Genomic DNA, 22,148 nt, shown 5'->3' with positions numbered 1-22,148 from the left:
TTTCCCAGCGCGGTATTTGAGCGAGCCCCGATCTGCTCCCTTTCCCCCTCGCCCCCCTTGGGGGGAGAGGGCTGGGGTGAGGGGGGCTGGATCTCATTGGCACAACAAAAAGCCCCTGAATCTCACAATTCAGGGGCTTTCGTTTAAGCGTTGATCAGGCCGCTTCGATCTTGCGGTTTTGTTCAACCTTGCCCAGATAAGCCGCCAGTTTTTCCTGCTCTGCCGGCGTGGTGAACAAACCGAGTTTGCTGCGGCGCCACAGAATGTCGTGGGCAGTGGTCGCCCATTCTTCGCTGCACAGGTAATCGACTTCACGGGTGTAGAGTCCGCCGCCGAGGTGCTCGCCCATGTCGGCCAGGGTTTCCACGCCTTCGAGCATGCGCCAGGTGCGGCTGCCGTAAGTGGTGGACCAGCGACGGGCGATCTCGGTCGGCACGAAGTCGAACTTGTCGCGAATCTGCGCGCACAGAGCCTGTGGCGTGGTCATGTCTTCGCCACCGGGCAGGGTGGCGGTGGCCGTCCAGCTCGGGCGCATCTGGGTGAAAAATGGCAGCAACTGCGCCATCGCCGACTCAGCGAGTTTGCGGTAGGTGGTCAGCTTGCCGCCGAACACCGACAGCAGTGGCGCTTCTTCGCCGCCAGCCGACAAGGCCAGGGTGTAATCGCGGGTGACGGCCGACGGGTTGTCGGATTCGTCGTTGCATAGTGGTCGTACGCCCGAGTAGCTGTGCTGGATGTCGTCGCGGCTGATCTGCTGCTTGAAGTGTGCGTTGACCACTTTCAGCAGGTAATCGGTTTCGGCATCGGTAATCGCCACTTTTGCCGGATCGCCAGTGTATTCACGGTCGGTGGTGCCGATCAGGGTGAAGTGGTTGTTCAGGTACGGAATGGTGAAAACGATGCGCTGATCTTCGTTTTGCAGAATGTGCGCGTGATCGCCTTCATACAGCTTCGGCACGATGATGTGGCTGCCCTGAATCAGACGGATGCCGTACGGCGACTCCATCTTCAGGTCATCACGAATGAACTTGGCGACCCACGGGCCAGCGGCGTTCACCAGCGCTTTGGCAGTGATCGAAAACAGGCTGCCGTCGGCACGTTCCAGGTTCAGGTGCCACAGGCCCTTGGCGCGGCGAGCGCTGACGCAGCGAGTCTGGGTGTGCACGTGGGCGCCTTTTTCACGGGCGGCCATTGCGTTCAGAACCACGAGGCGGGCGTCGTCGACCCAGCAGTCGGAGTATTCGAAGCCTTTCTTGATTTCGCTTTTCAGCGCGCTGTCGGCGCCGAACTTCAGGCTTTTCGAACCTGGCAGTTTTTCGCGCTTGCCGAGGTTGTCATAGAGGAACAGGCCCGCACGAATCATCCACGCCGGACGCAGGTGCGGACGGTGCGGCAGCACAAAGCGCATCGGTTTGACGATGTGCGGCGCTTTGGCCAGCAGTACTTCGCGTTCAGCTAGCGCCTCGCGCACCAGGCGGAATTCGTAATGTTCGAGGTAGCGCAGGCCACCGTGGATCAGCTTGCTGCTGGCCGACGAGGTGTGGCTGGCCAGATCATCTTTTTCACAAAGGAACACCGAAAGCCCGCGACCGGCGGCATCCGCTGCGATCCCCACGCCATTGATCCCGCCGCCGATAACGGCGATGTCGTAGATCTCGGAGATTGGGGGCGTACGCAAGGTAGAGGTGGACATCGGCTGGCCTCGGGTTCTTTTGATTTTCTATATTGGAAATCGAACATTAATGTTCATTTGCGAAAATGGTAGCCCATAAAGACGCGCGCAGCCAGTCACGTTCGATTGAAAAAACTCATCGAAGGGCGATTAAAAGAAAATTTTCGAACATTAAAGGCAAAAGATCGCAGCCTGCGGCAGCACCTACAGGTCAAGTGAACTCATGTAGGAGCTGCCGTAGGCTGCGATCTTTTGATCATGCGGGAGTTAGACGACTTCGAGGCGAATCTTGTGCTGACTCAACAATTGCGCGAGCGCAGGCACTGGCTGCTGATCGGTTACCAGACAATCGATCAGGCTGATCGGGCCGAGGCGAATCATTGCATTGCGGCCGAACTTGCTCGAATCCGCCGCCAGAATCACTTGCCGCGCATTGGCAATGATCGCCTGGGAAACCCGCACTTCCTGATAATCGAAATCCAGCAAACTGCCGTCTTCATCAATACCGCTGATCCCGACCAGCGCGAAATCAACCTTGAACTGATTGATGAAATCCACACTGGCCTGGCCGACCACACCGCCGTCACGACGGACATTACCGCCGGTCAGCAGCACATCAAAATCATCCTTGGCACTGAGCATCGACGCTACGTGCAGGTTGTTGGTGATGATCTTCAGATGATTGTGATTGAGCAGAGCGCGGGCAATCGATTCGGTCGTGGTACCGATATTGATAAACAGCGAGGCGTGATCGGGAATCTGGGCGGCGATGGCTTCACCGATGCGTTGTTTTTCATCGCGCATCTGATCGGCGCGCATCGCATAGGCAGTGTTTTCGACGCTGGAATCATAAGCGGCACCGCCATGGTAGCGACGCAGCAGATTGGCTTCCGCGAGCTGATTGATGTCGCGGCGGATGGTTTGCGGGGTAACAACGAACAGCGTGGCCATTTCCTCGATGCTCACATAGCCGCGTTCGCGGACCAGCTCGAGGATTTGCTGCTGACGGGGAGGCAGATTCATGGGGCTTCCTTTGGGCTGCCGTGCAAAATTTGCCCATGATGACGCAGGAATCCGCTCCCTACCAGTTTCCAAACAACGTGAAAGCTACTTCGTGCTGGGCGCCTACGGCGTTACGCAAGCCATCCTGCGTTAAAAACAGGCTCGGACTGCTCATTTACAAACCCGTAAAGTCGAGTGCGACCCCAGCCGGTCCTCGCCTGTTTTTGCCTTGGCTTGCCTTCGCTCGCTACGCTTTCACGCTGTTTGGACCGTTTTAGCCAGTCCTAAGATTGGCTTATTCAGCGTCTTCACGCGCCCAGTCACGGGTGCGGCTGACGGCTTTTTTCCAGCCTTTGTACAGCTTCTCTTTCTCAACTTCATCCAGGCTCGGCTCGAACTCGCGCTCGATCACCGCTTTACCGCGCAGTTCTTCCAGGCTGCCCCAGAAGCCGCACGCCAGACCGGCCAGGTAAGCTGCGCCGAGTGCGGTGGTTTCGCGCATTTGCGGGCGCTCGACCTGCGTGCCGAGGATGTCGGCCTGGAACTGCATGAGGAAGTTGTTCGCCACCGCGCCGCCGTCAACACGCAGAGCCTTGAGGCGTTCGCCGGAGTCCTGTTGCATGGCGTCGAGCACGTCGCGGGTCTGGTAGGCGATCGATTCCAGCGCAGCGCGGATGATGTGATCCACACGTACGCCGCGCGTCAGGCCGAACAGCGCACCGCGGGCATACGGGTCCCAGTACGGCGCGCCGAGACCGGTGAAGGCCGGCACCAGGTACACGCCATTGCTGTCCTTCACTTTATTGGCGAAGTATTCGGTGTCGTGGGCGTCGTTGATGATCTTCAGTTCATCACGCAGCCACTGCACGGTGGAACCGCCGTTGAACACTGCACCTTCCAGCGCGTAAGCGACCTCGCCACGCGGGCCGCACGCGATGGTGGTGAGCATGCCGTGCTGGGACTTCACCGCTTTGTCGCCGGTGTTCATCAGCAGGAAGCAGCCAGTGCCGTAGGTGTTTTTCGCCTGGCCTGGCTCCACGCACATCTGCCCGAACAAGGCGGCTTGCTGGTCACCGGCGATACCGCCGATGGCGATGCCGCTCTTGGTGCGACCGTAGATTTCCGAAGAAGCCTTCACTTCCGGAAGCATCTCGCGCGGGATATCGAGGATCTCCAGCATCTTCGAATCCCACTCCAGCGAGTGGATGTTGAAGAGCATGGTGCGCGAAGCGTTGGTGTAGTCGGTGACGTGCACCTTGCCGCCGGTGAATTTCCAGATCAGCCAGCTATCGACGGTGCCGAACAACAGTTCGCCATTGCGCGCACGCTCGCGGCTGCCTTCGACGTTGTCGAGGATCCACTTCAGTTTGGTGCCGGAGAAGTACGGGTCGGTGACCAGACCAGTGTTGTCGCGGATATATTCTTCGTGGCCATCGCGCTTGAGCTGCTGGCAGATCTCGGTGCTGCGGCGGCACTGCCAGACGATGGCGTTGTACACCGGGCGGCCGGTGGTCTTGTCCCAGACCACGGTGGTTTCGCGCTGGTTGGTGATGCCGATGGCAGCGACTTGGTCGTGGTGCAGACCGGCCTGGGCCAGCGCTTCAACCATTACCGCGCTCTGGGTGGCGAAGATTTCCATCGGATCGTGTTCGACCCAACCGGCCTGCGGGTAATGCTGAGCGAATTCGCGCTGCGCGGTGCAGACCACGTTCGCATCGCGGTCGAAAATGATCGCGCGGGAGCTGGTCGTACCCTGATCGAGGGCAATGATGTAGTTCTTATTCTGAATGTCGGTCATGTCGATTGCCTTGGACGAAATAAGGGAGAGTGGGCCGTGGCGCAGGCTCTATCGGGCAGGAGCCGGCGCCGACTGTTTCAAGAAGTTCTTGGTTTGCCGTCAATGGCCGGTTCTGCATCCTTTGTAGCAGGTGTGGCGCCGGTCAGGTGACGGGCGATGAGCCCGCGATACCCGGCAGCGCCGAGGCAGGCACCGACAATCGGTGCAAAAATCGGAATCAGGAAGTACGGAATATCGCGGCCGCCAGTGAAGGAAATTTCACCCCAGCCGGCGAAGAAAGTCATCAGTTTCGGACCGAAGTCACGCGCCGGGTTCATCGCGAAACCGGTCAGCGGACCCATCGAGCTGCCGATCACCGCGATCAGCAAACCGATCAGCAGCGGTGCCAGCGGGCCTTTCGGCAGGCCGTTGTTGTCGTCGGTCAGGGACATGATCACGCCCATCAGGATGGCGGTGATGATCATCTCCACCAGGAATGCCTGAGCAGTCGACAGCACTGGATTGGGGAACGTCGAGAACACTGAGGCCAACTCGAGGCTGGCAGCCGAGCCGCGAACCATTTGGTGAGTTTGTTCGTAATCGAAGAATAGATTGCTGTACAGCGTGTAAACCAGCAGCGCGCCGCAGAAGGCGCCGGCGATCTGGGCAAGAATGTAGAACGGCAGTTTGCGCTTTTCGAAGTCAGCGAAGATCGCGAGCGCAATGCTCACCGCTGGGTTCAAGTGTGCGCCGGAAACCCCGGCAGTGAGGTAGATCGCCATGCTCACGCCGACGCCCCAAATGATGCTGATTTCCCACAGGCCGAAGCTGGCGCCCGCGACTTTGAGCGCGGCGACGCAACCGGTGCCGAAAAAGATCAGCAGTGCAGTACCCAGAAATTCGGCCATGCATTGGCTCGAGAGCGATGGTTGCTGTAAAGCAGTTGTCATTGAAAACCTCGGTTTTTGTTGTTGTCTGGCGTCATGCCGATAGGGCAGGGCGCGATTTTCCCCGGTCAGGAATCCCCATTCCTTTCCCGGTTTACTGCTGAGTGCTGCGATGACGATAATTCTTACATTATTCAGATTCGAAAAAATATAGACAAGAAACAAACCTGTCAAAGGTCGAAAGTGAACCATCGGTCACAATAAAACTATTCGCTGTGTGAATGATCCTTCGCCGGCGAGGCGGAACGGCGCGCTCAGAATGTCTGCAAGTCACGGGAATCACGGCTTGGGATAGAGCCTTTTAGGGGCTGATCACCTAGAATCCGGCACAGTGTTTTTCCGTCACTGCCGAGCCCGGAGCTGCCATGACCCCTGCGTTGGACTTGTTGAAAAAAGTTCGTGCCGAACATCGCGTGCACAGTTACGAACATGACCCCAAAGCCGCCTCCTATGGGCTGGAGGCCGCAGAAAAACTGGCACTTGAGCCGGCACAGGTGTTCAAGACCTTGCTTGCAGCCAGCGAAAAAGGTGAATTGCTGGTCGCAGTAGTGCCGGTCGTCGGAAGCCTCGACCTCAAGGGCCTGGCGCATGCTGCCGGGGTGAAAAAAGTCGAGATGGCTGACCCGGCAGCGGCCCAGCGCTCCACCGGTTATCTGCTGGGTGGCATCAGCCCGTTGGGGCAGAAGAAGCGCTTGCGCACCTTCATCGATAACTCCGCTCAGGGTTTTGCGACTATTTATGTCAGCGCCGGCCGGCGCGGCCTTGAAGTGGAATTGGCGCCCGCCGTGCTTGCGGAACATACCCAGGCGAAGTTTGCCGATATCGGCCGCACGTAGCCGTTATCGCCGTATGCAGAAAATTGGCCGGTTCTGTCACTGGCGCTGATTGCCTCGTGGTTGCATGCTCGGCGGACTGACTTAGGGAGAAGGTTATGCAGCTCGAGTTTCATCAGGTCGACGCGTTCAGTGATCGGCCGTTCAGTGGCAATCCGGCGATGGTTTATCGGCTGGAGGCGTGGCTAGCGGATGAGTTGATGCAAAAGATCGCCGCCGAACACAATCTGGCGGAAACCGCGTTTCTGGTGCGCGAAGGTCAGGCCTGGCATATCCGCTGGTTTACCCCGACCACTGAAGTGCCGTTGTGCGGGCACGCCACGTTGGCCAGTGCTTATGTGCTGTTCGACATCTACAAGGAAAGCGCTGAGCGTATCGACTTCACTTGTAAGTCCGGCGCGCTGAGCGTCACTCGAGAAGGTGATCGGTTGTGGCTGGATTTTCCGTCGATCATGCCGTCAGAGATCGGCGTTACCCTGGATGTTGAGCGGGCGCTGGGTGTCGAAGCGGTTGATGTCCTTGGCTCAAACGAACTGTTTGTGGTGCTGGAGTCGGAGCAGGCGGTGCTCGATTGCAAGCCGGACATGGTTGCACTCGCCAAACTGCCGTGGCTGGGCGCGATCGTTACGGCGCGGGGCAATCAGCACGATTTCGTTTCGCGCTATTTTGCACCGGCGATCGGCATCAATGAGGACCCGGTGACCGGTTCGACGCATTGCAGCCTGATTCCGTATTGGTCGAAACGTCTGGGCAAGTCGAGCCTGACCGCGTGCCAGCGCTCGGCGCGGGGCGGGGAGTTGTTCTGTCGTCTGGAAGGTGAGCGCGTGAAGATCGGCGGCAATGCGACGCTGGTTGCCAGTGGCACCCTGATCCTCGGTTAAAAGCTAAAAGATCGCAGCCTTCGGCAGCTCCTACATTGATCCCTGTAGGAGCTGCCGAAGGCTGCGATCTTTTGATCTTTAAAGCGCGGTGCTGTAGCGGCGGACGCCGTTTTCCACTGCCGGGATTTGTGCAGCGGTACTGCCCGATGCCTGGAACAGCACCAGATGTTCAGCAGCTACGCGAATCCCCACCTCTGCCCCAACCTGATGATCGGCATGGCTGGGGAAAATCGATTCCAGCTGCGCACCCGTCGGCAATTGCAGGCGATACAACGTTGAAGCACCAAGGAACGTCTTGCCGACAATCCGCGCTTTCAACGCACTGTCCGGCGCATAAACAATGTCATCCGGACGCAACAAAACATCCACCGCGCCGCCAATCGGCCAAGTGTAAGCACGATTGCCGCGCAGCTCACCCAGCTCAGTCTGCACCGATTCCGGGCTGTCGAGCTGGCCGCGAATGAAGTAACCCTGCCCGATAAAACTGGCCACATAGGGCGTCGCCGGCTCGTGATACAGGTTGTAAGGAGTGTCCCACTGTTCGAGTCGACCTTCCTTGAACACTCCGACGTGATCGCTGACGGCGAAGGCTTCTTCCTGGTCGTGGGTCACCAGAATCGCACTGGTGCCACGGGCCTTGAGGATGTCGCGCACTTCATGACTGAGCTTGCGGCGCAGTTCACCATCGAGGTTGGAGAACGGCTCGTCGAGCAACAGCAATTGCGGCTCCGGTGCCAAGGCGCGGGCGAGGGCGACGCGTTGTTGCTGGCCGCCGGACAACTCGTGCGGAAAGCGTTTGCCAAGGTTTTTCAGGTTGACCAGTTCGAGCAGCTCCTCGGTGACGCGCTCCTTGTTCGGGTGCTTGCGGATACCGAAGGCAATATTGTCGGCAACGCTCAGGTGCGGGAACAGCGCGTAATCCTGGAACACCATGCCGATCCGGCGTTTTTCCGGCGCCAGGGTGAAACCGGCGCTGGAGATGGTTTCGCCACCGAGGGTGATTTCACCTTCGTGCACCGGTTCGAATCCGGCGATGGCGCGTAGGGTAGTGGTCTTGCCGCAGCCGGACGAACCGAGCAGGCAGCCAATGTCACCGGCGTTGAGGTGCAGATTGAGGTTCTGCACCACGCGTTGGTCTTGATAGCCGCAAGCGAGGTTGCGCAGGTTCAGCAGTAATTCATGGCTCATGCGTGGTGATATGCCGGTTCGACGAGGAACTCGAGCAGGGCCTTTTGTGCGTGGAGACGGTTTTCTGCCTGATCCCAGGCGACGGAGCGCGGGTCATCAAGCAGGTCGAGGCTGATTTCTTCGCCACGGTGCGCAGGCAAACAGTGCATGAACAGCACGTCCTCGGCAGCGAGGTCGAGCAGGGCGCGGTTGACCTGGAACGGGGCGAACAGCTTGAGGCGCTTGGCAGTTTCCTCTTCCTGACCCATCGAAGTCCAGACATCGGTGCTCACCAGATGCGCGCCGCGCACGGCGTCGGCCGGATCGCGAACGATGGTCACGCGATCGCCAGCCTTGGCCACGAACTCCGGGTTAGGCTCGTAGCCTTCCGGGCAGGCGACGCGCAACTGGAAGTCGAACTGGATCGCCGCCTCTATATAGCTGTTGCACATGTTATTGCCGTCGCCGATCCAGGCCACGGTCTTGCCCTGAATCGAGCCACGGTGTTCAAGGAAGGTCTGCATGTCGGCCAGCAACTGGCAAGGGTGCAGGTCATCGGACAGGCCGTTGATTACCGGCACGCGCGAGTTGGCCGCGAATTCGGTCAGAGTGCTGTGGGCGAAGGTACGGATCATCACCGCATCGAGCATGCTCGACATGACGATGGCGCAGTCACCGATCGGCTCGCCCCGGCCCAGTTGGGTGTCACGCGGGGACAGGAAGATTGCCTGGCCACCGAGCTGGATCATCCCGGCCTCGAACGAGATCCGGGTGCGGGTCGAGGATTTCTCGAAGATCATCCCCAGCACGCGGTTTTTCAGAGGCTCGAACAGTACGCCGCGGTTACGCAGGTCCTTGAGCTCAACGCCTCGACGGATCACGCTGACCAGCTCTTCGGGCGTGCAATCCATCAGGGAGAGAAAGTGCCTTGCGCTCATCATTGACTACCTTTTTGCTACAAACCGCAGATGCTCAAAGCCTTGTTTAACGGAACAACGGGCGAGACCTGCGGCGTAAGCCGCACGGGGCGACGAAATAGGGGAAGGCGCGATATTGACACTAAATGTCGCGTTTTTCCAATAGGCTACGGTTTTTGCGGAAATCGAAGGGCGCACTGGATGTAGCAGTCACGCATTTGAAGTCGGGTTCAGGACAGCAGCGAGCCTCTTTGTACACTGGCCTCGCGGGGCTTGGCAATGCGCCGTGACGGGGATTGGGTCAACTGGGTCGGTTTACGACCGTGGCGCCATGCCATCACTTGGTCGGATGCTTGGGCTGAAACATTTGCTAAAGCAAAGTGCTGGGTTATAAATAAGTTTCGAGCGACGCAGGAAGCCTCCGCATGGAATCGAAAGAAAAACTGTTAATGGAACTGTTGGGCCACACGGCTCGCTCTCTGACTCATCTCACCGCGTCAGTCACTTCAATGTCATTCGAACTGCTGCGCAGCGAAGACGAAGTGGTGAAGAGTGCCGGCCGCCACATGATTGATCGCATGGCGACTATCAGCGCCGGGCTCGACGAGCATTGGCGGTTGATTGGCGAACTGACCGGCGTCCATGTCGCCCACGAGCAGATCGAAACCATTCAGGAAATCCAGTTGGCGGCACCGCCTCAGCTCCCTTCCAGTTAAACGTGGCGATCTATCGGCTCTCCTGATAGTCGTCGATTCACAAGACGAACGTCGCTGGCGCCTGGACGGCGCCGGGGCCATAGTTTTGTTCCCGCGGGCGTGATTGTCCGCCCAGAACAAGACAGAGACTGGCCATGACCAAGACTCTCCATCACCGTGCCTGCCACCTGTGCGAAGCCATTTGTGGGCTGACCATCGAGACCACCGAAACCGATGGCCATGTTGCGATCACCTCGATCAAGGGTGATGCCCTCGACACCTTCAGCCGTGGCCACATCTGCCCCAAAGCCGTGGCCCTGCAAGACATCCAGAATGATCCGGACCGCCTGCGCCAGCCAATGCGTCGCGTTGGTAGCGAGTGGCTGCCGATCGAGTGGGACGAAGCGTTTGCGCTGGTGGCCGAGAAACTGGCGGCGATTCAGGAACGTCATGGCCAGAACGCTGTGGCGGTCTATCAAGGCAACCCGAGCGTGCATAACTACGGGCTGATGACCCACAGCAATTATTTCCTCGGTTTGCTGAAGACGCGCAATCGCTTCTCGGCGACCTCGGTCGATCAGTTGCCGCACCACTTGAGCAGTTACTTGATGTACGGCCACGGCTTGCTGCTGCCGATTCCGGACATCGATCACACCGACTTCATGCTGATCCTCGGCGGCAATCCGCTGGCCTCCAACGGCAGCATCATGACCGTGCCAGATGTTGAGAAACGTTTAAAGGCAATCCAGGCGCGCGGCGGTAAAGTCGTTGTGGTTGATCCACGACGCAGTGAGACGGCGGCGATGGCTGATCAGCATTTGTTCGTGCGTCCGGGGGGCGATGCGGCGCTGTTGTTTGGTGTGCTCAACACCTTGTTCAGCGAAGGGCTGACCCGCGACAGTCATTTGCCGATTGATGGTCTGGACGACGTACGCGCGGCGGTGGCGGCGTTCACGGCGGAGGCGATGAGTCCGTTGTGCGCCGTGCCAGCCGAGCAGATCCGCCAATTGGCACGTGACTTCGCTGCTGCGCCGAGTGCGGTTTGCTATGGGCGCATGGGTGTTTCAACCCAAGCCTTTGGCACCTTGTGTCACTGGGTCGTGCAATTGATCAATCTGGTCACTGGCAACCTCGACCGGGTTGGCGGCGCGTTGTGCACCGAGCCGGCCGTGGATCTGGTGGCGTCGACTTCGGGCGGGCATTTCAACAAATGGCAGAGCCGTGTCTCGGGTCGTCCTGAATACGGCGGCGAGTTGCCGGTCTCGGCGCTGGCCGAAGAAATGCTCACTGAGGGCGACGGCCAGATCCGTGCGCTGATCACTGTGGCCGGCAATCCGGTGTTGTCGACGCCGAACGGGCGGCAACTGGAGCAAGCGCTGGACGGCCTGGAGTTCATGGTCAGCATTGACCTCTACATCAACGAAACCACGCGCTACGCCGATCTGATCCTGCCGTCGACCTCGGCGCTGGAGAATGATCACTACGACACCACCTTCAATCTGTTCGCGGTGCGCAACGTCACCCGCTTCAACCGCGCGATCCTCGCCAAGCCTGAGGGTGCTTTGCATGACTGGGAGATCTTCGTCGGTCTGGCCAAGGCCTTCGCCGAGAAGACCGGTAAAGAACTGAAACCGACCATGCCGCCGGCGAAGATGATCGACATGGGCCTGCGCATGGGCCTGTACGGTGACGCCTCCGAGCAGAAACTCTCGTTGGCGACATTGTTCGATCATCCCCACGGGATCGATCTGGGGGCGCTGAAAGCGAATCTGGCGTCGCGGCTGAAAACGCCGAATCAGCGAGTGCAGGCCGCTCCGCCAGAGATTCTCGCTGACCTTGCACGTTTCGCTGCCTTGCAGGCGCCAGCCGCTGATGAGCTGTTGATGATCGGCCGCCGCCACGTACGCAGCAACAATTCGTGGATGCACAACTATCACCGTCTGGTGAAGGGCAAGCCGCGTCATCAGTTGCTGATGCACCCGGACGACCTTGCCAGTCGTGGGCTCAACGATGGTCAGTTGGTGCGCGTCAGTTCACGGGTTGGCCAGATCGAGGTGGAAGTGCTCGGCAGTCTGGACATGATGAAAGGCGTGGTCAGCCTGCCGCACGGCTGGGGCCATGCGCGGCCGGGTGTGCAGATGGCGATTGCCAGTGGCCAGCCGGGCTCGAGTGCCAATGATCTGACCGATGAATGCCAGCTTGATGAATTGTCGGGTAATGCGGCCCTTAATGGTGTGCCGGTGACGGTGGCGGCGGCCTGAACGTGACCGTCGGGGAGACCGAGCATGGCGCTCGGGATTCCGTTACAATGCGTCACCGTGCCGACCCATGAGTCGGAAAGTTCAGCCGAGGTGCTCCATGGATATCATCGAAACGATTAAAGAGCAGATTGCCAACAACACCATTCTGCTTTACATGAAAGGCTCGCCGAATGCCCCACAGTGTGGCTTCTCCGCGAAAGCTGCGCAGGCTGTCATGGCTTGCGGCGAAAAGTTTGCGTACGTGGACATCCTGCAGAACCCGGAAATCCGCGCCAACCTGCCTAAATACGCCAACTGGCCGACTTTCCCGCAACTGTGGGTCGGCGGTGAGCTGGTCGGCGGTAGCGACATCATGACCGAGATGGCTGCAGACGGTTCGTTGCAAACCACCATCAAGTCGGCTGTTGAAGCGGCAGCGGCGAACAAGTCCGAAGCCTGATCGGCCAGGTCTCATGCGACAGCTGCTGCTTCTGTAGGAGCTGTCGAGTGAAACGAGGCTGCGATCTTCTGATCTTCAGCCAATAAAAAGCCCCGCCACTCGAAAGAGGGCGGGGCTTTTTAGTGCGTTCGAAAAGTTACTGCAAGTTGCCGGTGCAATCTGAAAAGATCGCAGCCTGCGGCAGCTCCTACTCTTCGCCCATCTGCGATTGCAGATAGTTCTCAAGACCGACTTTATCGATCAGGCCCAGTTGGGTTTCCAGCCAGTCGATATGTTCTTCTTCGGATTCGAGAATGTCTTCCAGCAGTTCACGGCTGCCGAAGTCGCCAACGGTTTCGCAATGCGCGATCGCGGTCTTCAGGTCAGCATGGCCGGTCTTCTCGATACGCAGGTCGCACTCCAGCATTTCCTTGGTGTGCTCGCCGATGTGCAGCTTGCCCAGGTCCTGCACGTTCGGCAGGCCTTCGAGGAACAGGATGCGCTTGATCAGCTTGTCCGCGTGCTTCATCTCGTCGATGGATTCTTTGTATTCGTGCTTGCCGAGCTTGTTCAGACCCCAATCTTCGTACATGCGCGCATGCAGGAAGTACTGATTGATCGCGACCAGCTCATTGGCAAGGATCTTGTTGAGATGCTGGATGACTGTAATGTCGCCTTTCATGATCGGAGTCCTGCCCTGTAATAGCTGTATATACGGCAGAGTTTGAGCTTCGCACTTATAAGTGTCAAACCTAAGTTATTGAATAATATATGAAAATTAATCGGAATAAGAATGTTTGTGTTCCGCGTCTGGACGCTAAGCAATTGATTTACAGGCATAAAAAAACCGGACATAAGTCCGGTTCTTTGAAATGGGGTGTTATTACGCAGCAGTAAATTCTACCGGATAGGGGATCGCGGCCTGAGCGGTTTGCAGCTTGGTCAGGGTTTCGCGGACCACTTCCTTGGCAAGGCAGGCACATTTGCCGCATTGGCTGGCGACGCCGGTGGCCTGGCGAACTTCTTTATAGCTGCAGCAACCTTCATAGATCGCTTCGCGGATCTGTCCGTCGGTGACGCCAGTGCAGAGACAAACATACATAAGTGAGAACCGTCGCTGGTTGTGACTCAATTGCGATGGATCTTAATGTTAACGAGAATGATTGTCAAAGTGCTTTCGGAACGCTTCAGCCGATTAACAGCCATGACTGACGAACGGTATTTACTGGCGATTTGCCTGGCCCCGTAAATGCAGCGCCGTTCTGCGCCTGCTTTGAAAAACCGTTAAGGACAGGCCAAATTCGCAGTGTATGATGGTCGGCCCTTGCGAAGGGGGTTCGTGTCACAGGGCTGTCGCCTGAGGGTGGCAGGCTGGCGCGGACCCTGAACTTCAAGTTTTTACACCAGGAGATATCAATGAGCGTACTCGTAGGCAAACAAGCCCCTGACTTCACCGTCCCGGCCGTACTCGGCAATGGCGAGATCGTTGACAGCTTCACCCTGTCCTCGGCCATCAAAGGCAAATACGGCCTGGTGTTCTTCTACCCACTGGACTTCACCTTCGTCTGCCCGTCCGAGCTGATCGCTCTGGACAACCGCATGGCCGACTTCAAGGCGCGCAACGTTGAAGTGATCGCTGTGTCGATCGACTCGCACTTCACTCACAACGCATGGCGCAACACGCCTGTGAACAATGGCGGCATCGGCCAGGTGAAATACACCATGGCTGCCGACATGAAGCACGACATCGCCAAGGCCTATGACGTTGAATCCGAAGGCGGCGTAGCTTTCCGTGGCGCGTTCCTGATCGACGACAAAGGCGTTGTCCGCTCGCAGATCATCAACGACCTGCCGCTGGGCCGTAACATGGAAGAGCTGATCCGTCTGGTCGACGCTCTGCAATTCCACGAAGAGCACGGCGAAGTCTGCCCTGCCAACTGGAAAAAAGGCGACAAAGGCATGAACGCTTCGCCAGAAGGCGTTGCTGCATACCTGACCGAGAACGCTGCTGCCCTGTAAGGCGCAACGTCGAGGTACAAAAAAACCGGCCCTAGTGGCCGGTTTTTTTATGCTCGGGATTGTGAGCAGCAATCTCTTGGCATTATTTGTTTCAAATGCCCGGGAAAAAATACTGGATGACTGAACAGTGGTTGGATAGGGTGATGGTCGAGCGATAACGGGTGAAGAGGGCGATTACCCTGGCCTGAATCGCGCTTCACTTCAGTAAGGACGGTGCAATGGATTGCATGATGCAGAAGGGGATTCAAATGCCGAGTAGCTTGGACGTTGCGGATTATTTCCTCTGTCTGGAAGGGCATGAGGGCGAGATCTCCAATCTCAAGATTCAAAAAATGGTTTATTACGCGCAAGGGTTCAGTCTGGCAGTCCATGGCGAGGCTCTCTTCCCTGAAAAGCTGGAAGCGTGGATGCACGGGCCAGTGGTTCCGGATCTGTATCGAAGATTCAGCCAATTTGGATCGAGTGCCATTCCTCCTCCAAGTGATTTCAATCCCGATGTTTTCAGTACCAAACAACAAACACTGCTCAACGAAGTGTTCGACGTTTATGGCCAATTCTCGGCGTGGAAACTGCGTCAGTTGACGCATGAAGAGGCTCCATGGCGTAGAAACTTCAAGGAAGGGGAGTTCAGCCGAGAAATTCCCGCCTGCGAGATGCAGGAGTATTTCCGGGAGCATTTGGTGAACTGAAAAATGGCCAAGTTCAAACGCAGGGAACGCGATGCGGCGGTGATAGTAACGGCACGGACGTCCACAATCGAAATGGACTCATCGGAAGCCCGACCTCCGGTTTTCTCATTTGAGTATTTGCAGAATGGCTGGTGCATTCAGGATTGTGAGGCCGTCGAACGGTCGAAAATGCTTGAGCGTCTCAGGATCCTGGGAAAGATGCCTTGGAGAGAATTGCGCAAGGAGCATAGGCATCGGTATGGATGTGAAACAATTGAGAGAAACAGCCTGAAAGTGGGGATACCTGCTTTTTTAACAGGTGATGTCAGGTTGTTGGTGTTTCGGGCTTTCGAGCGTGTAGCGATGGTGGGTTACAAGAACCATCGGGTGTTTTACGTCGTGTGGATTGATCGAGAATTTAAGCTCTATAAGCATTAACAAAAAAACCGGCCCAAGTGGCCGGTTTTTTTTATGCGAGGGATTTACTCAACGAGGATCAGTCGTCGAAATCTTCCCAACCGCCCATCTGTTTCCAGCGGTTGACGATGCCGCAGAACAGCTCAGCGGTTTTCTCGGTGTCGTAACGCGCTGAGTGCGCCTCACGGCCGTCGAAATCGATGTCGGCTGCCTGACAGGCTTTCGCCAGTACGGTTTGACCGTACGCCAGACCGGCCAGCGTCGCGGTGTCGAAGCTGGAGAACGGGTGGAACGGGTTGCGCTTCATGTCCAGTCGCGCGACAGCGGCATTGAGGAAGCCAAGGTCGAAGCTGCTGTTGTGGCCAACCAGAATCGCGCGCTTGCAGCCATTGGCCTTCAACGCTTTGCGAATGCCACGGAAGATGTCGGTCAACGCGGTTTCTTCGCTGACGGCCATGCGCAGTGGGTGATCGAGCTTGATTCCGGTGAACTCCAGCGCCGCTGCTTCGATGTTGGCGCCTTCGAACGGCTCAACGCGGAAGAAGTAAGTGTGATCCGGGTAAACAAAACCCTTTTCATCCATGGCGATGGTGGTCGCGGCAATCTCCAGCAACGCATCGGTGGCCGAGTTGAAGCCGCCGGTTTCTACGTCGACGACAACCGGCAGGTAGCCGCGAAAGCGTGCTGCCATCGGGTGACGGGAACCGCCACCGCCACTTTGACCGTCCAGTTCGTCGTCGAAATGGTCTTCACTCACGCGTGTTCCTCCAGCAGGCGCCAGCGCAGTTTTTCACCGGCGCGCAGCGGGATAACGGTCAGCTCGCCGAATGGCAGGCTGGTCGGGGCGGTCCATTCTTCACGGACCAGGGTAATGCGATCGGTGTTTGCCGGCAGGCCGTAGAAACGCGGACCGTTGAGGCTGGCGAAGGCCTCGAGCTTGTCCAGCGCGTTACGCTGTTCAAAGGCTTCGGCGTACATCTCGATGGCGGCGTACGCGGTGTAGCAGCCGGCGCAGCCGCAAGCGGCTTCCTTGGCGTGCTGCGCGTGCGGCGCCGAGTCGGTACCGAGGAAGAACTTCGCGCTGCCGCTGGTGGCGGCATCGAGCAGGGCTTCCTGATGCGTGTTGCGCTTGAGGATCGGCAAGCAATAGAAGTGCGGCCGAATCCCGCCCACCAGCATGTGGTTGCGGTTGTATAGCAGGTGATGCGCGGTGATGGTCGCGCCAACGTTGGCCGAAGCCTCGTTGACGAACTGCACGGCATCGCCGGTGGTGATGTGTTCGAACACCACTTTCAGCGTCGGAAAACGCTCGACCACGCGGCGCATGTGCTCATCGATGAAAATCTTTTCGCGGTCGAACACATCGACGTCGCCACGGGTGACTTCACCGTGGATCAGCAGCGGCATGCCAACTTCGGCCATGGCCTCGATCGCCGGCAGAATCTTGTCGATGCTGGTCACGCCGGAGTCGGAATTGGTGGTTGCGCCGGCCGGGTACAGCTTGGCGGCGTAGACAAAACCACTGGCCTTGGCTTCACGAATCTCTTCGGGCTGGGTGCGGTCGGTGAGGTACAGCACCATCAGCGGCTCAAAGCGACTGCCGGCCGGGCGGGCAGCGAGAATCCGCTGGCGATAGCCGTCGGCTTCAGCGGCGTTGCGCACCGGAGGTACCAGGTTGGGCATGATGATCGCGCGGCCAAAAGTGCGCGCAACATCGGCAACGGTATTGGTCAACACGGCACCATCGCGAAGATGAATGTGCCAGTCGTCGGGACGCAGCAGGGTCAGGCGGTCGGACATGAGGGGATTCCAGGCGGGTCAAACTGAGGCGAATGCTACCGGAAAAGACTCTTGCAGGCACTCGCTATCAAGTTTTGCGGGAACCTTCCGATATCCCGTAGGTATGCCGTAAACATAGTGTGAATCGGTCTTTGTGTTTCAGAAGCCAATGGAGCCTCCCGTGCGCCAGCGTTATTTAGCCTTGCTCAGTGTGTTTGCCAGCTTTCCCGCGATGGCGCTCACGTACCAGACCCGTCTGGAGAACATTGAGTGGACGGTCGCCGGCGACAAGTTCGAATGTCGTCTGACCCAGCCGATCACCGATTTCGGTTCGGGTGAGTTCGTGCGCAAGGCCGGCGAGCAGGCGATATTTCGTCTGAATGCCTACAACGCCATGCTTGGCGGCGGTTCGGCGACGTTGCTGGCGGCGGCTGCGCCTTGGCAGCCGGGTCGTGGTGACATCAATCTCGGCTCTGTGAGGCTTGGCAGTGGCAACGTGCTGTTCAGCAGTTCGCAGTCGCAGGCCGGCGGTTTGATCAGCGGCCTGCTGGACGGACGCAGCCCGGTCGTGCGTCGCGCGTCTGGCGATGGCCGTGTCTCGGAAGTGCGTTTATTGCCGGTGAAATTCAGCAAGGCGTTTAACGACTATCAGACCTGTGTAGCGAAATTGCTGCCGCAGAATTTCGACCAGATCAAGCAATCGCAGATCGGCTTCCCCGGCGAAGGCGTTGATCTGGACGCCGCCGCCAAGGCCAAGCTGCAAGTGATGCTCGAATTCATGAAGGCCGATCCGACGGTCAATCACATCGAACTCGATGGCCATTCCGACAACAGCGGTAATCGTCTGACCAACCGTGAACTGTCGCGCCGCCGAGCGCTGGCAGTGGTCGACTTCTTCAAGGCCAATGGCATCGCCGAATCGCAGATCACAGTACGTTTCCATGGTGAACAATACCCATTGGTTCCGAACACCAATGCGGCCAACCGGGCGAAGAACCGTCGGGTTGCGGTGAAGCTTGCACGCGTGGCGCCAACCACCGCTCCAGCGCCTCAGGCGAGCACCCCAGCCAGCACAGCAGCGACTTCCTGACCCGCCGGTCATCGTCGCGCTGTCGACAGATTCTGTCGCTTTGTCGTCTTAAGCTGTCGCGCCTCTGTAAATTATCGCGTTTGAGCGGTAGACTCCTCGGCTTTCCGTAGAACCCCGTGGAGTGATGGCATGGCGGACGTAAACAAGGTCGTTCTGGCGTATTCCGGCGGCCTGGACACTTCGGTGATCCTCAAGTGGCTGCAGGATACTTATAACTGTGAAGTGGTGACCTTCACCGCTGATCTCGGTCAAGGCGAAGAGGTCGAGCCGGCCCGCGCCAAGGCTCAGGCCATGGGCGTCAAAGAAATCTACATCGACGATCTGCGCGAAGAATTCGTGCGTGATTTCGTGTTCCCGATGTTCCGCGCCAACACCGTTTACGAAGGCGAGTACCTGCTGGGTACTTCCATCGCACGTCCGCTGATCGCCAAGCGTCTGATCGAAATCGCCAACGAAACCGGCGCTGACGCCATTTCCCATGGCGCTACCGGTAAAGGCAACGACCAGGTGCGTTTCGAACTGGGTGCCTACGCACTCAAGCCTGGCGTTAAAGTGATTGCCCCTTGGCGTGAGTGGGACCTGCTGTCCCGCGAGAAGCTGATGGACTACGCCGAGAAGCACGCGATCCCGATCGAGCGTCACGGCAAGAAGAAGTCTCCGTACTCGATGGACGCCAACCTGCTGCACATCTCCTATGAAGGCGGCGTGCTGGAAGACACCTGGACCGAGCACGAAGAAGACATGTGGAAATGGACCGTCTCCCCGGAGAACGCTCCTGACAAAGCGCAATACCTGGAACTGACCTACCGCAACGGCGACATCGTTGCACTGGACGGCGTCGAAATGACTCCGGCCACCGTGCTGGCGACACTGAACAAAATCGGTGGTGCCCACGGTATCGGCCGTCTCGACATCGTCGAGAACCGTTACGTCGGCATGAAGTCCCGTGGTTGCTACGAAACCCCGGGCGGCACCATCATGCTGCGCGCTCACCGCGCCATCGAATCGATCACCCTGGACCGCGAAGTCGCTCACCTCAAAGACGAGCTGATGCCGAAATACGCCAGCCTGATCTACACCGGTTACTGGTGGAGCCCAGAGCGTCTGATGCTGCAGCAGATGATCGACGCTTCGCAGGTCAACGTGAACGGCGTTGTGCGCCTGAAGTTGTACAAAGGCAACGTGATCGTCACTGGCCGCAAGTCCGACGATTCGCTGTTCGATTCCAACATCGCGACCTTCGAAGAAGATGGCGGTGCTTACAATCAGGCTGACGCTGCGGGCTTCATCAAGCTCAACGCGCTGCGCATGCGCATTGCTGCCAACAAGGGCCGCAAGCTGTTCTAAGCGTTGCAGACTGACGTGCAATGAAAAGGGCGGCCTTGTCATCGAGACAAGGCCGCCCTTTTTGCTTGATTCTTTGGCGGTTTCTGTTCGGGTCATGTTCAGGTTTTCGCACGTGTGGCAACGACTCTGCCTTCATGCTCGCCCCAGTAGTGTCACCGCTTGTGAGCAAAGGTTATAAACAATACACAGCGTGTTGCCAGAGCCTTTTTTTATGTGCCTGATTTGCAGCAGTGCATTTTGCGTCAGTAAAACATCGGACACATGATTGGAAAGAAAGACGACCACACGGGCAGTTTTCCTGTCCAGGTTGCGGATATTTTCCACTATCGTGGCTAACTCTCTCGATGCATCGACATCCCTGGCGTCTATGAGATGGAGATTGCTGATCGACGCGGGCAACTGAATGTTGTGCTGAACAATCAGGCTCGGTTTTGCGTTGATGTCCGCAGGCGGGTCAGGTGCGTTGTGTACTTTGCACGAGTCTTTGCATTCGACAGTGCCCGATTCGCTCGGCACGATACAACTGGAGAATCCGAATGTACCTGGTGTGACAGGTTCTTGCATCGAGGTGTTTCGTTTGTTCTCGCGATCACTGATATCGATTACTTTCAGGAAGTTCTTGTCTTTACCGAAATCGGAAGGTGAATAGAGGGAGCGGTAGTTGAAGTTCAAAGTGATAAAGAAAAGAAATAACAAGTAAAATGGAAAGCTGATCAAGAACCACACATAAATTTCCCTGTCCTCGTTGTCAAGGAAAGGCAGAGACACGGCGGCTGATGTTTCAGAGATGGCCGCAAATATGGCAATGACGGTCATTGGATTGCTAATCTTCTTTTTGATTTTTAGCATGTTTGTACTCTTTGGTCTGGTCTTGCTCATGGTTAATAAGTTCGTATTGTCTGGATGTAGTTAGTGGTGTTTCAGTGTTTATTTTTATAGCAAAATTATAGGGCTTGGTATAAATATCTTGTTTCAGGTGTTTATGTTTTTCTCGACGTTATAATGCCGATGCGACCGCTGTTGCCAGGTGTTTCCAATATCCCGATATTTTTCAGTCGCGCGCATATGCCCCGGCGCCAATGCCGTTCGGGCACAATGAACTGCAGCGACGAGGCGTGTTTTTTTTACCGGTAGTCGTAGTCCGTAACAGGTTGAAAGAGAAATTTTTCCTCCGGCAAAAGCATATGCGGCGTCGGATGTTTAGAGGGGTAGAGGTTTTTTGTAGGATTAATCCGCGATGGATGTAGGGCATGTCTCTCGATGCAAGTGCGTGTTAACACTGGCATGCCATAGAGCAAGTGACTGGGCTATTGTGCGTGTTCTAAAAATTCGAACAGCGAAACTGGACTTGCCCATGAATAAAGTGCTGATCGTGGATGATCACCCTGTCATTCGTCTTGCGGTACGTATGCTGATGGAACGTCATGGCTACGAAGTCATCGCAGAAACTGATAACGGTGTGGACGCGTTACAACTTGCTAGAGAACAAATGCCGGATATTGTCATTCTGGACATTGGAATACCAAAACTTGATGGTCTGGAAGTTATCGCACGCCTGACCTCAACGGCCATGCCTATTAAAGTACTGGTTCTGACTTCCCAGGCTCCCGGGCACTTTTCCATGCGCTGCATGCAATCGGGTGCGGCCGGCTATGTGTGCAAACAGCAGGACTTGACCGAGTTACTCAGCGCAATCAAGGCCGTATTGTCCGGCTACAGTTATTTTCCCAATCAGGCTCTGCATACCGTGCGTACCAGTCTGGGCAATGCAAGTGAAGCCGATATGGTGGATCGTCTGTCCGGTCGGGAGATGATGGTGCTGCAGCAGTTGGCGCGGGGCAAAACCAACAAGGAAATTGCCGATGGCATGTTTTTGAGCAACAAAACCGTGAGCACCTACAAGACGCGCTTGTTGTTGAAGCTCAATGCGCGTTCTCTGGTTGATCTGATCGAATTGGCGCAGCGTAATGGTCTGGTCTGAATCCATCGATGGCTGACAGGGTCATGGGCCGATCAAGCTCAGCTAGCCGCACAAAGAGAAAAGCCTCCGGTTCGGGAGGCTTTCAAGTATCAGTCATCAAAATCGTAATCGGCCAATTGCTTTTGCAGTCGGCGCTCCTCAAGCAGGTTATCGATCGTACGGCGCTTGCTGAGATTGGTTTTGGCGACTTCGACCACAGGTTCGGCGTCATCAGTTTCTGCAGCGATATCGTCATCTACATCCAGTGGTTCTTTGTCGCTACTCATAAGCTAACTCC

23 protein-coding genes are annotated in these 22,148 nt (G+C 57.2%); 11 read left to right on the top strand and 12 right to left on the bottom strand.

The annotated features are described in order from the left end of the window. Positions 1-154 precede the first annotated feature (154 nt). The 4 genes from glpD to PMI23_RS16165 all read right to left on the bottom strand — a co-directional run bounded on the left by glpD (position 155) and on the right by PMI23_RS16165 (position 5,401). Complete coding sequence (gene glpD / locus PMI23_RS16180) at positions 155-1,693, bottom strand: glycerol-3-phosphate dehydrogenase (protein WP_007916702.1); 1,539 nt, start codon at positions 1,691-1,693, stop codon at positions 155-157. A gap of 246 nt (positions 1,694-1,939) precedes the next feature. Beyond that, a complete protein-coding gene (locus tag PMI23_RS16175; RefSeq protein WP_007916700.1) occupies positions 1,940-2,695 on the bottom strand; it encodes a DeoR/GlpR family transcriptional regulator in 756 nt (251 codons plus the stop codon). 274 nt (positions 2,696-2,969) lie between these two features. Next, complete coding sequence (glpK, locus tag PMI23_RS16170; protein ID WP_007916698.1) at positions 2,970-4,472, bottom strand: glycerol kinase GlpK; 1,503 nt, start codon at positions 4,470-4,472, stop codon at positions 2,970-2,972. 77 nt (positions 4,473-4,549) lie between these two features. Then, complete coding sequence (locus tag PMI23_RS16165) at positions 4,550-5,401, bottom strand: MIP/aquaporin family protein (RefSeq protein ID WP_007916695.1); 852 nt, start codon at positions 5,399-5,401, stop codon at positions 4,550-4,552. A gap of 362 nt (positions 5,402-5,763) precedes the next feature. On the opposite strand from PMI23_RS16165, the gene ybaK reads away from it, so the two are divergent. Beyond that, complete coding sequence (ybaK, locus tag PMI23_RS16160; RefSeq protein WP_007916692.1) at positions 5,764-6,234, top strand: Cys-tRNA(Pro) deacylase; 471 nt, start codon at positions 5,764-5,766, stop codon at positions 6,232-6,234. Between the two features lie 95 nt (positions 6,235-6,329). Further along, on the top strand, positions 6,330-7,112 hold the full coding sequence (locus PMI23_RS16155) for a PhzF family phenazine biosynthesis protein (protein WP_007916690.1): 783 nt from the start codon (positions 6,330-6,332) through the stop codon (positions 7,110-7,112). Positions 7,113-7,190: 78 nt separating this feature from the next. On the opposite strand, the gene PMI23_RS16150 is transcribed toward PMI23_RS16155, so the two are convergent. Both PMI23_RS16150 and argF read right to left on the bottom strand, forming a co-directional pair. Then, a complete protein-coding gene (locus PMI23_RS16150) occupies positions 7,191-8,300 on the bottom strand; it encodes an ABC transporter ATP-binding protein (protein WP_007916688.1) in 1,110 nt (369 codons plus the stop codon). After that, complete coding sequence (argF, locus tag PMI23_RS16145) at positions 8,297-9,217, bottom strand: ornithine carbamoyltransferase (RefSeq protein WP_042704963.1); 921 nt, start codon at positions 9,215-9,217, stop codon at positions 8,297-8,299. Before argF ends, PMI23_RS16150 begins: the two co-directional genes overlap by 4 nt. Before the next feature lie 404 nt (positions 9,218-9,621). Between argF and PMI23_RS16140 the strand changes: the two genes are divergently transcribed. From PMI23_RS16140 to grxD, 3 genes are all read left to right on the top strand, one after another. Beyond that, positions 9,622-9,912: a hypothetical protein gene (locus PMI23_RS16140; RefSeq protein ID WP_007916677.1), complete on the top strand. Its 291-nt coding sequence runs from the start codon at positions 9,622-9,624 to the stop codon at positions 9,910-9,912. A 134-nt stretch (positions 9,913-10,046) separates the two neighbouring features. After that, a complete protein-coding gene (locus tag PMI23_RS16135; protein WP_007916675.1) occupies positions 10,047-12,152 on the top strand; it encodes a molybdopterin oxidoreductase family protein in 2,106 nt (701 codons plus the stop codon). A 97-nt stretch (positions 12,153-12,249) separates the two neighbouring features. Next, positions 12,250-12,591 (top strand): Grx4 family monothiol glutaredoxin, encoded by a 342-nt coding sequence (grxD, locus tag PMI23_RS16130; protein ID WP_007916674.1) that lies wholly within the window; start codon positions 12,250-12,252, stop codon positions 12,589-12,591. Between the two features lie 187 nt (positions 12,592-12,778). Here grxD and bfr read toward each other — a convergent pair whose 3' ends face one another. Together bfr and PMI23_RS16120 are read right to left on the bottom strand one after the other, a co-directional pair. After that, the gene (gene bfr, locus PMI23_RS16125; protein WP_007916671.1) at positions 12,779-13,252 is read right to left on the bottom strand and encodes a bacterioferritin; all 474 of its coding nucleotides are present in this window, start codon (positions 13,250-13,252) and stop codon (positions 12,779-12,781) included. 201 nt (positions 13,253-13,453) lie between these two features. Then, positions 13,454-13,672 (bottom strand): bacterioferritin-associated ferredoxin, encoded by a 219-nt coding sequence (locus PMI23_RS16120; protein WP_003227725.1) that lies wholly within the window; start codon positions 13,670-13,672, stop codon positions 13,454-13,456. Positions 13,673-13,986: 314 nt separating this feature from the next. Between PMI23_RS16120 and PMI23_RS16115 the strand changes: the two genes are divergently transcribed. The 3 genes from PMI23_RS16115 to PMI23_RS16105 all read left to right on the top strand — a co-directional run bounded on the left by PMI23_RS16115 (position 13,987) and on the right by PMI23_RS16105 (position 15,695). Continuing rightward, a complete protein-coding gene (locus PMI23_RS16115) occupies positions 13,987-14,589 on the top strand; it encodes a peroxiredoxin (RefSeq protein WP_003227723.1) in 603 nt (200 codons plus the stop codon). 218 nt (positions 14,590-14,807) lie between these two features. Then, a complete protein-coding gene (locus PMI23_RS16110) occupies positions 14,808-15,278 on the top strand; it encodes a Panacea domain-containing protein (protein WP_007916669.1) in 471 nt (156 codons plus the stop codon). A 3-nt stretch (positions 15,279-15,281) separates the two neighbouring features. Beyond that, a complete protein-coding gene (locus PMI23_RS16105; RefSeq protein ID WP_042704962.1) occupies positions 15,282-15,695 on the top strand; it encodes a hypothetical protein in 414 nt (137 codons plus the stop codon). 58 nt (positions 15,696-15,753) lie between these two features. Here PMI23_RS16105 and rnt read toward each other — a convergent pair whose 3' ends face one another. Next, complete coding sequence (rnt, locus tag PMI23_RS16100) at positions 15,754-16,431, bottom strand: ribonuclease T (protein ID WP_007916667.1); 678 nt, start codon at positions 16,429-16,431, stop codon at positions 15,754-15,756. Next, complete coding sequence (gene pyrC, locus PMI23_RS16095; protein WP_007916661.1) at positions 16,428-17,474, bottom strand: dihydroorotase; 1,047 nt, start codon at positions 17,472-17,474, stop codon at positions 16,428-16,430. Before pyrC ends, rnt begins: the two co-directional genes overlap by 4 nt. Positions 17,475-17,634: 160 nt before the next feature. On the opposite strand from pyrC, the gene PMI23_RS16090 reads away from it, so the two are divergent. Next, on the top strand, positions 17,635-18,543 hold the full coding sequence (locus PMI23_RS16090) for a flagellar protein MotY (RefSeq protein ID WP_007916659.1): 909 nt from the start codon (positions 17,635-17,637) through the stop codon (positions 18,541-18,543). 129 nt (positions 18,544-18,672) lie between these two features. Next, positions 18,673-19,890 (top strand): argininosuccinate synthase, encoded by a 1,218-nt coding sequence (locus PMI23_RS16085; protein ID WP_007916658.1) that lies wholly within the window; start codon positions 18,673-18,675, stop codon positions 19,888-19,890. Positions 19,891-20,022: 132 nt separating this feature from the next. Here the strand turns inward: PMI23_RS16085 and PMI23_RS16080 are convergent, their stop codons facing one another. After that, positions 20,023-20,739 carry a hypothetical protein gene (locus PMI23_RS16080; RefSeq protein WP_007916657.1) on the bottom strand — a complete coding sequence of 239 codons (717 nt, stop codon included), beginning with the start codon at positions 20,737-20,739 and terminating at the stop codon, positions 20,023-20,025. 505 nt (positions 20,740-21,244) lie between these two features. Here PMI23_RS16080 and PMI23_RS16075 point away from each other — a divergent pair. Continuing rightward, the gene (locus PMI23_RS16075; protein WP_007916656.1) at positions 21,245-21,871 is read left to right on the top strand and encodes a response regulator transcription factor; all 627 of its coding nucleotides are present in this window, start codon (positions 21,245-21,247) and stop codon (positions 21,869-21,871) included. Between the two features lie 89 nt (positions 21,872-21,960). Here the strand turns inward: PMI23_RS16075 and PMI23_RS29880 are convergent, their stop codons facing one another. Further along, a complete protein-coding gene (locus PMI23_RS29880; protein ID WP_007916654.1) occupies positions 21,961-22,137 on the bottom strand; it encodes a PA3496 family putative envelope integrity protein in 177 nt (58 codons plus the stop codon). Between the last annotated feature and the right edge of the window lie 11 nt (positions 22,138-22,148).

Source organism: Pseudomonas sp. GM24, from assembly GCF_000282235.1.
Lineage (GTDB): Bacteria > Pseudomonadota > Gammaproteobacteria > Pseudomonadales > Pseudomonadaceae > Aquipseudomonas.
The sequence above is the reverse complement of the archived record's forward strand: the minus strand, read 5'-3'. Positions and strand labels throughout refer to the sequence as shown.